At 44.5% G+C, this 11,560-nt stretch carries 9 protein-coding genes; 8 read left to right on the top strand and 1 reads right to left on the bottom strand.

The genetic code is table 11. The annotated features are described in order from the left end of the window. Nucleotides 1–166 precede the first annotated feature (166 nt). The 7 genes from araE (at nt 167) to eno (ending at nt 9,078) form a co-directional block, all read left to right on the top strand. Complete coding sequence (araE, locus tag MKX38_RS17310) at nt 167–1,561, top strand: arabinose-proton symporter AraE (RefSeq protein WP_003243899.1); 1,395 nt, start codon at nt 167–169, stop codon at nt 1,559–1,561. A gap of 297 nt (nt 1,562–1,858) precedes the next feature. Continuing rightward, on the top strand, nt 1,859–2,881 hold the full coding sequence (gene cggR, locus MKX38_RS17305) for a gapA transcriptional regulator CggR (protein WP_009968188.1): 1,023 nt from the start codon (nt 1,859–1,861) through the stop codon (nt 2,879–2,881). 46 nt (nt 2,882–2,927) lie between these two features. Then, complete coding sequence (gene gap / locus MKX38_RS17300; protein ID WP_003219957.1) at nt 2,928–3,935, top strand: type I glyceraldehyde-3-phosphate dehydrogenase; 1,008 nt, start codon at nt 2,928–2,930, stop codon at nt 3,933–3,935. 316 nt (nt 3,936–4,251) lie between these two features. Further along, nucleotides 4,252–5,436, top strand: coding sequence for a phosphoglycerate kinase (locus tag MKX38_RS17295; RefSeq protein ID WP_003243051.1), 1,185 nt, complete (start codon nt 4,252–4,254; stop codon nt 5,434–5,436). 30 nt (nt 5,437–5,466) lie between these two features. Next, a complete protein-coding gene (tpiA, locus tag MKX38_RS17290) occupies nt 5,467–6,228 on the top strand; it encodes a triose-phosphate isomerase (protein ID WP_003243394.1) in 762 nt (253 codons plus the stop codon). Next, nucleotides 6,221–7,756, top strand: coding sequence for a 2,3-bisphosphoglycerate-independent phosphoglycerate mutase (gene gpmI, locus MKX38_RS17285; RefSeq protein ID WP_014480918.1), 1,536 nt, complete (start codon nt 6,221–6,223; stop codon nt 7,754–7,756). The genes tpiA and gpmI overlap by 8 nt, the downstream gene beginning before the upstream one ends. A 29-nt stretch (nt 7,757–7,785) precedes the next feature. Next, the gene (eno, locus tag MKX38_RS17280) at nt 7,786–9,078 is read left to right on the top strand and encodes a phosphopyruvate hydratase (protein WP_003228333.1); all 1,293 of its coding nucleotides are present in this window, start codon (nt 7,786–7,788) and stop codon (nt 9,076–9,078) included. A gap of 44 nt (nt 9,079–9,122) precedes the next feature. Here the strand turns inward: eno and MKX38_RS17275 are convergent, their stop codons facing one another. Then, on the bottom strand, nt 9,123–9,584 hold the full coding sequence (locus MKX38_RS17275; protein WP_015714718.1) for a GNAT family N-acetyltransferase: 462 nt from the start codon (nt 9,582–9,584) through the stop codon (nt 9,123–9,125). A 125-nt stretch (nt 9,585–9,709) separates the two neighbouring features. On the opposite strand from MKX38_RS17275, the gene MKX38_RS17270 reads away from it, so the two are divergent. After that, a complete protein-coding gene (locus tag MKX38_RS17270) occupies nt 9,710–11,527 on the top strand; it encodes a zinc ribbon domain-containing protein (protein ID WP_339187827.1) in 1,818 nt (605 codons plus the stop codon). The last annotated feature ends 33 nt before the right edge of the window (nt 11,528–11,560 follow it).

Here is an 11,560-nt window from a genome sequence, read left to right as displayed (position 1 = left end):
ATATCACAGCGTTCTTTGTAAGAAAACATTGACAGAAAATGCAAACAAGATTATTCTATATTTGTACGTACTAATTAAATGTAATTTTCGTTAAATTTTAATATAAGTACGTACAATTGAAGGTTTAAATGAAAACGCTTTACTCAACATTCGGGAGGGCAGGGAAATGAAGAATACTCCAACTCAATTAGAACCAAATGTTCCTGTAACAAGAAGCCATTCAATGGGATTTGTCATTTTGATCTCATGTGCGGCGGGGCTTGGCGGCTTATTGTATGGCTATGACACGGCAGTGATTTCTGGCGCCATCGGTTTTCTGAAAGATTTATACAGCCTGAGTCCGTTTATGGAGGGACTTGTCATTTCAAGCATTATGATTGGAGGAGTTGTGGGCGTCGGGATATCCGGATTTTTAAGTGACAGATTCGGCCGGAGAAAAATTTTAATGACAGCCGCTTTGTTATTTGCGATATCAGCAATCGTTTCAGCACTTTCTCAAGACGTGTCCACCTTAATCATTGCAAGGATTATCGGGGGGCTGGGAATCGGGATGGGCTCATCGCTCTCTGTTACGTATATTACAGAAGCGGCACCGCCCGCCATACGCGGAAGTTTATCTTCGTTATATCAGCTCTTTACGATACTGGGTATTTCCGCAACATACTTTATTAATCTAGCTGTGCAGCGGTCCGGAACATACGAATGGGGCGTGCACACCGGCTGGAGATGGATGCTTGCTTACGGAATGGTGCCGTCCGTCATCTTTTTCCTTGTCCTGCTCGTCGTCCCGGAAAGTCCGAGATGGCTGGCGAAAGCGGGCAAAACAAATGAAGCTTTAAAGATCCTGACACGTATTAATGGAGAAACTGTTGCAAAAGAAGAATTAAAGAACATTGAGAACTCTTTAAAAATAGAACAAATGGGGTCGCTCTCCCAGCTGTTTAAGCCGGGTCTCAGAAAGGCGCTTGTCATTGGAATCCTGCTGGCGCTGTTTAACCAAGTCATCGGCATGAACGCCATTACTTACTACGGGCCGGAAATCTTTAAAATGATGGGATTCGGGCAAAACGCCGGATTTGTGACAACTTGTATCGTCGGTGTTGTAGAAGTCATCTTTACCGTTATTGCGGTGTTGCTGATTGATAAAGTCGGACGAAAAAAACTGATGTCCATCGGTTCTGCTTTTATGGCTATTTTTATGATTTTAATCGGGACGTCGTTTTATTTTGAGTTAACAAGCGGGATCATGATGATCGTCCTTATATTAGGTTTTGTCGCTGCTTTCTGTGTCTCGGTCGGACCGATCACATGGATTATGATTTCTGAAATCTTCCCGAACCATCTGCGTGCGCGGGCTGCGGGCATTGCGACCATCTTTTTATGGGGAGCAAACTGGGCGATCGGACAGTTTGTGCCAATGATGATCGATTCTTTCGGGCTCGCCTATACATTTTGGATCTTTGCGGTGATTAACATCCTTTGTTTCCTGTTTGTCGTTACGATCTGTCCGGAAACGAAGAACAAATCGCTCGAGGAAATTGAAAAGCTTTGGATAAAATGAAAACGCTTTAATGAAACAGCCCTTTCTACGGGAAGGGCTGTTTATATTGGGATGCACCATTTGGCGCTTTCTGTATAAGATAAAGATATATAGGATAAAATATTGCTGGATAAAACGACGCGGCATGAAAACTCTGCGAATATTGTCGATGAATTGGCTCTTAACAGTTGAATAAACAATTCCACCCTGTTAAAATAATTAAAGAAAGCAGAAATGATTTTTTTTGGCTATGACGGGACGTTTTTTGTCATAGCGGGACATATAATGTCCAGCAAAAAAGGAAGGAACGTTTGAGTCATGAACCAGTTAATACAAGCTCAAAAAAAATTATTGCCTGATCTTCTGCTCGTTATGCAAAAGAGGTTTGAAATCTTGCAGTATATCAGGCTGACAGAACCCATCGGGCGAAGAAGCCTGTCTGCCAGTCTCGGAATCAGTGAGCGTGTGCTGAGGGGCGAGGTTCAGTTTTTAAAGGAACAGAACCTGGTCGATATTAAGACAAACGGCATGACATTGACAGAAGAGGGCTATGAACTGCTTTCTGTTTTGGAAGATACGATGAAAGATGTTTTAGGTTTGACTCTTTTGGAAAAGACATTAAAAGAACGTTTAAATCTAAAGGATGCCATTATCGTATCCGGAGACAGCGATCAATCCCCATGGGTCAAAAAAGAAATGGGAAGAGCGGCTGTCGCATGTATGAAAAAAAGATTTTCAGGCAAAAATATCGTCGCTGTAACTGGCGGTACGACAATTGAAGCTGTCGCCGAAATGATGACGCCGGATTCTAAAAACCGCGAGCTTTTGTTTGTGCCTGCAAGAGGCGGTTTAGGCGAAGACGTGAAAAACCAGGCGAACACCATATGCGCGCATATGGCGGAGAAGGCTTCAGGCACTTACCGGCTTTTGTTTGTTCCGGGACAGCTGTCACAAGGCGCCTATTCATCTATTATTGAAGAGCCTTCTGTCAAAGAGGTGCTGAACACCATTAAATCAGCGAGTATGCTGGTTCACGGAATCGGCGAAGCTAAAACTATGGCTCAGCGCAGAAACACGCCTTTAGAAGACTTAAAGAAAATAGATGATAACGACGCGGTGACGGAAGCGTTCGGCTACTATTTTAACGCGGACGGCGAAGTGGTTCACAAAGTGCATTCTGTCGGAATGCAGCTGGATGACATAGACGCCATCCCCGATATTATTGCGGTAGCGGGCGGATCATCAAAAGCCGAGGCGATCGAGGCTTACTTTAAAAAGCCACGCAACACGGTTCTCGTCACAGACGAAGGAGCTGCAAAGAAGTTATTAAGGGATGAATAATCCCTCAATATAAATATCTCTCACTTATTTAAAGGAGGAAACAATCATGGCAGTAAAAGTCGGTATTAACGGTTTTGGTCGTATTGGACGTAACGTATTCCGCGCAGCATTAAACAATCCTGAAGTTGAGGTAGTAGCGGTTAACGATTTAACAGATGCTAACATGCTGGCTCACCTTTTACAATATGATTCTGTACACGGAAAATTAGACGCTGAAGTTTCAGTTGACGGTAACAACCTTGTTGTTAACGGCAAAACAATTGAAGTTTCTGCAGAACGCGATCCTGCTAAACTTAGCTGGGGCAAACAAGGCGTTGAAATCGTAGTTGAATCTACTGGTTTCTTCACAAAACGCGCAGACGCTGCGAAACACTTAGAAGCTGGCGCGAAAAAAGTAATCATCTCTGCTCCTGCTAACGAAGAAGATATCACAATCGTTATGGGTGTTAACGAAGATAAATACGATGCGGCTAACCACGATGTTATCTCTAACGCATCTTGCACAACAAACTGCCTTGCGCCGTTTGCAAAAGTACTTAACGATAAATTCGGCATCAAACGCGGTATGATGACAACTGTTCACTCTTACACAAACGATCAGCAAATCCTTGATCTTCCGCACAAAGACTACCGTCGTGCGCGTGCAGCAGCTGAAAACATCATCCCAACATCAACTGGTGCTGCTAAAGCAGTTTCTCTAGTTCTTCCTGAACTAAAAGGCAAACTGAACGGTGGAGCAATGCGTGTTCCAACTCCAAACGTTTCTCTAGTTGACTTGGTTGCTGAACTGAACCAAGAAGTAACAGCTGAAGAAGTAAACGCAGCTCTTAAAGAAGCGGCTGAAGGCGACCTTAAAGGAATCCTTGGCTACAGCGAAGAGCCATTAGTTTCTGGCGACTACAACGGAAACAAAAACTCTTCTACAATCGATGCTCTTTCTACAATGGTTATGGAAGGCAGCATGGTAAAAGTAATCTCTTGGTACGATAACGAAAGCGGCTACTCTAACCGCGTTGTTGACCTTGCAGCTTACATCGCAAAAAAAGGTCTTTAATTTATAGCTGAAAAAGGACCTGACTTGGTTCTTTCGAATAGAAGCGCTATAATGAAAGCGGACAAGGGAAGGGGACGGACTCCCTTTCCCTTTTTCCATGAAGACCGGCTTTCAGAAAACGCTCTGTGATAGAGAAACGACCGCGTTTTAAGCAGCTTTGCCGGCGCTTTCGCCTAAGGCCGCTGCCCTGGCTTTTAGACGAACTGCCCTGTGCCGAAAAAGACTGCGATCTGCCCTAGCGGAGTTATCGCTTGAACAGACGGTTTCACGTTTTTCGTGCTGTATGCAAACCATTTTGAAGGAGGATCTCCTAGGCATGAATAAAAAAACTCTCAAAGACATCGACGTAAAAGGCAAAGTTGTATTCTGCCGCGTTGACTTTAACGTTCCAATGAAAGACGGGGAAGTAACAGACGATACACGTATCCGTGCTGCGCTTCCAACAATCAAACACCTTGCAGACCAAGGCGCAAAAGTCCTTCTTGCGAGCCACTTAGGCCGCCCGAAAGGCGAAGTGGTTGAGGAGCTTCGTTTAACTCCTGTCGCTGCACGTCTCGGCGAACTGCTTGGCAAAGAAGTGAAAAAAGCGGATGAAGCATACGGCGATGCTGTAAAAGCACAAATTTCTGAGATGAAGGACGGAGACGTTCTTGTATTGGAAAACGTACGTTTCTATCCTGGTGAAGAGAAAAATGACCCTGAGCTTGCAAAAGCATTTGCTGAGCTAGCAGATGTATATGTAAATGACGCATTCGGTGCTGCCCACCGTGCTCACGCATCTACAGCTGGAATTGCCGAGCATCTGCCAGCAGTTGCAGGTTTCTTAATGGAAAAAGAGCTTGATGTACTTGGAAAAGCGGTTTCCAATCCTGACCGCCCGTTCACAGCGATCATCGGCGGAGCGAAAGTAAAAGACAAAATCGGTGTAATCGAAAGTCTTCTTGATAAAGTAGACAACCTGATCATCGGCGGAGGTCTTGCTTATACTTTCGTAAAAGCGCTTGGCTATGAAGTCGGGAAATCTCTTCTTGAAGAGGATAAAATCGAGCTTGCGAAATCATTTATGGACCGCGCTAAAGAAAAAGGCGTTAACTTCTACATGCCTGAAGATGTACTCGTTGCAGATGATTTCTCTAACGATGCAAACGTGAAAATTGTGCCGATCTCTGAAATCCCTAGTGATTTAGAAGCAATCGACATTGGTACGAAAACACGCGAAACGTATGCTGACGTCATCAAAAACAGCAAACTTGTCGTGTGGAACGGACCAATGGGCGTATTCGAAATCGACTTGTTCGCTCAAGGAACAAAAGCGGTTGCGGAAGCATTGGCAGAGGCGAAAGATACATACTCTGTCATCGGCGGAGGAGACTCTGCGGCAGCGGTTGAAAAATTCGGCCTTGCTGACAAAATGAGCCACATCTCAACAGGCGGCGGCGCATCCCTTGAGTTTATGGAAGGCAAAGAGCTTCCAGGGGTAGCTGCACTGAACGATAAATAATCTCAAAACTGCTATAAGGAAGTGGAACAGATGAGAAAACCAATTATCGCCGGTAACTGGAAAATGAACAAAACACTCGGCGAAGCTGTCAGCTTCGTTGAAGAAGTGAAATCTTCCATTCCAGCAGCAGACAAAGCTGAAGCTGTTGTTTGCGCGCCAGCGCTTTTCTTAGAAAAGCTTGCTTCTGCTGTGAAAGGCACTGACCTAAAAGTCGGCGCTCAAAACATGCACTTCGAAGAAAGCGGCGCGTTCACAGGCGAAATCAGCCCGGTTGCTCTGAAAGACCTTGGCGTTGACTACTGCGTCATCGGCCACTCTGAGCGCCGTGAAATGTTCGCTGAAACTGATGAAACAGTTAACAAAAAAGCACACGCAGCTTTCAAACACGGCATTGTGCCGATCATCTGTGTAGGTGAAACGCTTGAAGAGCGTGAAGCCGGCAAAACAAATGATCTTGTTGCTGACCAAGTGAAAAAAGGCCTTGCTGGTCTTTCTGAAGAACAAGTTGCTGCTTCTGTTATTGCGTATGAGCCAATCTGGGCAATCGGAACAGGCAAATCTTCTACAGCGAAAGATGCGAATGACGTGTGTGCGCATATCCGTAAAACCGTCGCTGAAAGCTTCAGCCAAGAAGCTGCAGACAAGCTTCGCATCCAATATGGCGGAAGCGTAAAGCCTGCAAACATTAAAGAATATATGGCAGAGTCCGATATTGACGGTGCTTTGGTCGGCGGCGCGAGCCTTGAGCCACAGTCATTCGTTCAATTATTGGAGGAAGGTCAATATGAGTAAAAAACCAGCTGCACTCATCATTCTTGATGGGTTCGGATTACGTAACGAAACAGTAGGGAACGCAGTCGCTTTAGCGAAAAAACCGAATTTTGACCGCTATTGGAACCAGTATCCTCATCAAACATTGACTGCTTCAGGCGAGGCTGTAGGTCTTCCTGAAGGGCAAATGGGGAACTCCGAAGTAGGTCACTTAAATATCGGTGCGGGACGTATTGTGTACCAAAGCTTAACACGCGTAAATGTTGCCATTCGCGAAGGAGAGTTCGAACGCAATCAAACATTCCTTGACGCGATCAGCAACGCGAAAGAAAACAACAAAGCCTTGCACCTGTTCGGTCTTTTATCTGACGGAGGCGTGCACAGCCATATCAATCATTTATTCGCACTGTTAAAGCTTGCGAAAAAAGAAGGGCTGACAGAGGTTTATATCCATGGCTTCCTTGACGGCCGTGATGTAGGTCCGCAGACAGCGAAAACGTACATCAACCAGTTGAACGATCAAATCAAGGAAATCGGTGTAGGTGAAATCGCCAGCATTTCCGGACGTTACTACTCTATGGACCGCGACAAACGCTGGGACCGTGTAGAAAAAGCGTACCGCGCAATGGCGTACGGCGAAGGCCCATCTTACCGCAGCGCCCTGGATGTTGTTGATGATTCATATGCAAATGGTATCTACGATGAATTCGTGATTCCATCTGTCATCACAAAAGAAAACGGTGAGCCTGTTGCGAAAATCCAAGACGGCGATTCTGTGATTTTCTATAATTTCAGACCGGACCGCGCCATCCAGATTTCCAACACGTTCACAAACAAAGACTTCCGTGACTTCGACCGCGGCGAGAATTATCCAAAGAACCTGTATTTCGTCTGCCTGACTCACTTCAGTGAAACAGTTGACGGCTATGTAGCGTTTAAACCGATAAATCTTGATAACACAGTCGGAGAAGTATTATCTCAGCACGGGTTAAAACAGCTTCGAATTGCAGAAACTGAAAAGTATCCGCACGTCACGTTCTTTATGAGCGGCGGCCGTGAAGCTGAATTCCCGGGTGAAGAGCGTATTCTCATCAACTCGCCTAAAGTTGCAACGTATGACTTGAAGCCTGAGATGAGTGCGTATGAAGTGAAAGACGCGCTTGTCAAAGAAATTGAAGCTGACAAGCATGACGCGATCATTCTTAACTTCGCAAACCCTGATATGGTCGGCCACTCCGGAATGGTTGAACCAACAATTAAAGCAATTGAAGCAGTGGACGAATGCTTGGGCGAAGTCGTTGACGCGATCCTTGCTAAAGGCGGACACGCTATCATTACCGCTGATCACGGTAATGCTGACATTCTGATTACAGAATCAGGCGAACCGCACACTGCGCATACAACAAACCCAGTCCCTGTGATTGTAACGAAAGAAGGCATTACGCTGCGTGAAGGCGGAATCCTAGGCGACCTTGCACCAACGTTATTAGACCTTCTTGGTGTTGAAAAACCGAAAGAAATGACAGGAACATCTTTAATTCAAAAATAATTTGAAAATCAAAAGGAGAGACAAAACTCATGCCATACATTGTTGATGTTTATGCACGCGAAGTATTAGACTCCCGCGGCAACCCAACAGTTGAAGTTGAAGTATATACAGAAACAGGAGCTTTCGGCCGCGCATTAGTGCCAAGCGGAGCTTCTACAGGTGAATACGAAGCGGTTGAGCTTCGTGACGGCGACAAAGACCGTTACCTTGGAAAAGGCGTGTTAACAGCTGTTAACAACGTAAACGAAATCATTGCTCCAGAGCTTCTTGGCTTTGATGTAACTGAACAAAACGCAATCGATCAGCTTTTAATCGAGCTTGACGGTACTGAAAACAAAGGCAAACTTGGTGCGAACGCAATCCTTGGCGTATCTATGGCTTGTGCGCGTGCTGCTGCTGATTTCTTACAGATTCCTCTTTACCAATACCTTGGAGGATTCAACTCAAAAACGCTTCCTGTACCGATGATGAACATCGTAAACGGCGGAGAGCATGCTGATAACAACGTGGATATTCAAGAATTCATGATCATGCCTGTAGGTGCTCCTAACTTCCGTGAAGCACTTCGCATGGGCGCTCAAATCTTCCACAGCCTGAAATCAGTATTAAGCGCAAAAGGCTTAAACACTGCTGTAGGTGACGAAGGCGGATTCGCTCCAAACCTTGGTTCTAACGAAGAAGCGCTTCAAACAATCGTTGAAGCAATCGAAAAAGCCGGCTTCAAACCTGGCGAAGAAGTTAAACTTGCTATGGATGCTGCATCTTCTGAGTTCTACAACAAAGAAGACGGCAAATACCATCTGTCTGGCGAAGGCGTTGTGAAAACATCTGCTGAAATGGTTGACTGGTATGAAGAGCTTGTTTCTAAATACCCAATCATCTCTATCGAAGACGGACTTGACGAAAACGACTGGGAAGGCCACAAGCTTCTTACTGAGCGTCTTGGCAAAAAAGTTCAGCTTGTTGGTGACGACCTCTTCGTTACAAACACGAAAAAACTTTCTGAAGGTATTAAAAACGGCGTAGGCAACTCTATCCTGATCAAAGTAAACCAAATCGGTACATTGACTGAAACATTCGATGCGATCGAAATGGCGAAACGCGCAGGCTACACAGCTGTTATCTCTCACCGTTCTGGTGAAACGGAAGACAGCACAATCGCTGACATCGCTGTGGCAACAAACGCAGGACAAATCAAAACAGGTGCTCCGTCTCGTACGGACCGTGTTGCGAAATACAACCAGCTTCTTCGCATCGAAGATCAGTTGGCTGAAACTGCTCAATACCATGGTATCAACTCTTTCTACAACTTAAACAAGTAATAAAAAGACCGCCGGGATTTTCTCTCGGCGGCTTTTTTATGCTTTCAGAGATCCAAATAAAGCCTCACCATATCGCGGCATTGAATCCCGTTTTCAAAAATGTCCTCATCATAATGTCTGACAAAGAAATCGTGGTCGATCGCCTGAATGCGGAATCCGCATTTTTGATAGAGGGAAAGCTGATGAATGCTCGAATTCCCCGTTCCGATTTCAATCGTGTCCGCCCCCAGCTCCTTCGCTTTTTCAATGGCGTCAAGTACAAGCTGTTTGCCAAAGCCCTTCTTCTGAAGAGATTCTTTTACCGCAATATTTACAATTTCAACTGTTTGCGGCCTTGTTTTTAGCAATACATAAACACCTGCAAGCTCATCACCGGCCCAAGCTGTGTAACATTCTCCCCTCTCAAGATATTCATCTACAATGTCTTTCGATGGATCGGCGAGCAGCAATAGATCATATAATTCGTCATTTGTTTCTTCTCCTAATTCAATCCTGAGCTTTTGCATATTCGTACCACCTTTTTAGTCTGATAGACATTTAATTTTTTCATTCGTTCCCAATTTCATTCTGTTTTATTATAAAATATGAAAAGCAGTAAATGTTATCAAATTAGTAGAATAGGAGGAAAGTCATGTTTTTTTGTAAGAATTGCGGCTCCCAGAATAATGAAGGAGCCAAGTTTTGTAAACAATGCGGCACCCCGATCGGAGGGGGTAGCAAACAGGCAAATCAAGAAACAGCTAGCACTGCAGAAACAGGGCAGGCTCCGCGAAAACCGATCCCTAAGAAAACCATCATTTTATGGAGCAGCATTGCCGCGGCGTGCGTTATATTATTCGCCGCATATAAAACCGGAGCGTATTTTACTTCAAAGGATAGGTTAGTAGACAAGTTTGAACAGGCCGTAAATGATGGGGATCAGGACCAAATCGCGACTCTGCTTACACCGGTAAATGACAATCTTAAACTCACTAAAAATAATGTAAAACCGTTTCTTACATATTTGAAGGATCATCCAGACAAAAAAGATGAACTTTTTGCATCGCTGCGGGATGAAACAGCCCAGAAGGATATCGTATATGCAGAAAAAGACGGGAAAAGCCTGCTGGTATTTGACCATTATGACTTAAAGGTAGCACCTGTTTATTTTGAAGTGAGCAGCAATTATAAAAATACCGATCTATATGTCAATAAAGAGGAAGCCGGATCTGTAAAGAAAGCAGATCAAGCACAAACCCTTGGTCCGTACATTCCCGGCGAATATACAGTCTCAGCCAAACTGAAAAACGATGTCGTTGACCTTGTGAAAAAGGAAGACATTCAGGCGATTGGCGATAGCAGCTTTCGTGTTGATCTCTCATTGGAAGCAGACGATGTGACATTCAGCTTAGCGGATGACATCAAGAGCGGGAAGGGAGATTTGCTGATTAACGGTAAATCAATTCATAAAGATCCGTTCAAATCCGTAACATATGGTCCGCTGCTGACAGATGGATCAATGACAGCTTCAGTCGAGGCAGAATTTCCGTGGGGAAAAACAAAAACTGCCGGCGTTCCGATCGATGATAAAGAAATGGAGTTAACGTTAATTCCTGATCAAGATACACAGGAACAGATTATGAACACAATTGTCAAAACAACAAAACAATACTCCAAAGCTCTATCTGATGGGAATACAGCCCAGATGACAGAGGCAAGTGCCAATTGGAAGGCGGAGACGAAGGACACCGTCGATTCTATGAAAAGCGCGGATTCATACTTAAAAGATAGATACTTGGAAACTGATTTTGACCTGGACACATTTGCCCTCTCTCAGAAAAACGACGGAACGTGGCAGGTATCGGTAACAGGAAAAGAACTTCACCAGTCTTCTTCGTATAACGACTATACAAAATCTGAAATGACTGACGACAGTCCGAGTTATGAATATCTTCTTTCATATGATAAAAAACAGAAAAAGTGGATTTTCGAAGATGCAGAATCAACATTCGAATCTGCAGGCACAAATATAAAGAAAATCAAAAATGATAAACCAGAGACATACACTTCCGCCTGGGCTGGCTCGAAAAACAAAGGCAGTGAAAGCTCTGCAAGCGGCGATGTTACAGATGAACAAGTGACATTATTTATGGGCAGTTATCTGCAAAGTCAGGCAGATGCCGTGAATCAAAATAATTTCTCACTGATGGAAGACAGCCTTGAAAAAGGCAGTTCCCTTTATTCCGACCAGCAGCATCTCGTGTCGAAATTAAATAAAGAGGGGACAACAGAAGACTTTAATAACTATGAAGTGAAAAGCTGGAGCCAAAATGGGTCGGCTATCACGATTAAGACGTATGAAGAATTCTATATCACAAAATCAGGCGGCAGTCCAAAGCTCAGAACATATAACTGGACCTACACCGGCGTAGTGAAGAACGGAAGAATTTACTTAACGTCTATTCAATAAAACAACCCCATCACCAGCAGGTGATGGGGTTGT

The sequence above is a fragment of the Bacillus sp. FSL M8-0025 genome (genome assembly GCF_037975475.1).
Taxonomy (GTDB): domain Bacteria; phylum Bacillota; class Bacilli; order Bacillales; family Bacillaceae; genus Bacillus; species Bacillus subtilis.
The sequence above is the reverse complement of the archived record's forward strand: the minus strand, read 5'-3'. Positions and strand labels throughout refer to the sequence as shown.

Bases quoted from the DNA above. Each gene is read 5' to 3' on its own strand.
- MKX38_RS17295 (WP_003243051.1), top strand. From the start codon at position 4,252: ATGAATAAAAAAACTCTCAAAGACATCGACGTAAAAGGCAAAGTTGTA.
- gpmI (WP_014480918.1), top strand. From the start codon at position 6,221: ATGAGTAAAAAACCAGCTGCACTCATCATTCTTGATGGGTTCGGATTA.
- MKX38_RS17275 (WP_015714718.1), bottom strand. From the start codon at position 9,584: ATGCAAAAGCTCAGGATTGAATTAGGAGAAGAAACAAATGACGAATTA.
- eno (WP_003228333.1), top strand. From the start codon at position 7,786: ATGCCATACATTGTTGATGTTTATGCACGCGAAGTATTAGACTCCCGC.
- cggR (WP_009968188.1), top strand. From the start codon at position 1,859: ATGAACCAGTTAATACAAGCTCAAAAAAAATTATTGCCTGATCTTCTG.
- araE (WP_003243899.1), top strand. From the start codon at position 167: ATGAAGAATACTCCAACTCAATTAGAACCAAATGTTCCTGTAACAAGA.
- MKX38_RS17270 (WP_339187827.1), top strand. From the start codon at position 9,710: ATGTTTTTTTGTAAGAATTGCGGCTCCCAGAATAATGAAGGAGCCAAG.
- tpiA (WP_003243394.1), top strand. From the start codon at position 5,467: ATGAGAAAACCAATTATCGCCGGTAACTGGAAAATGAACAAAACACTC.
- gap (WP_003219957.1), top strand. From the start codon at position 2,928: ATGGCAGTAAAAGTCGGTATTAACGGTTTTGGTCGTATTGGACGTAAC.